Genomic DNA, 394 nt, shown 5'->3' with positions numbered 1-394 from the left:
GCACCAGCAGACCGGCGCCGTCCTTCTCCTTCATCGCCGAGGTCAGGGACTCGCGCAACTGCTGCCAGGCGCCCTCGTCGTACATCGCGGCGATCACGCCGGTGGTGGCGAGGGATTCGGTGAGCCGACGGCCGTCGGCGTCCCCGGTGGGGATCGGCTCGGCGTCCAGGTCGTCGAAGAACGCCTTGAGGTTCTTGCCGACCTGGTCGGGGGTGGTGTTCTTGTCGCCGAGGGGGCAGTCGGGCCGTTTCACGCAGCCCTTGGCGAAGGACTGGAACGCCGTCTCGAAGCCGGCCGTCTGCTCCAGGTTCAGGCGGCGCGCGGGCAGGGAGGGGTCCATCGCGCCGTCCAGGACCAGGCGGCCCGCCCGGTCCGGGAACAGGCCGGCGTAGGT

The 394-nt window shown here is 71.1% G+C and carries 1 pseudogene; it reads right to left on the bottom strand.

The features are described 5' to 3' along the window. Window positions 1-394, bottom strand: a pseudogene (locus tag ACOV8S_RS31525) (alpha/beta hydrolase); the annotation flags it as partial.

It is taken from the genome of Streptomyces sp. CO7 (assembly GCF_053474865.1).
This window is presented reverse-complemented; position numbering and strand designations above follow the sequence as displayed.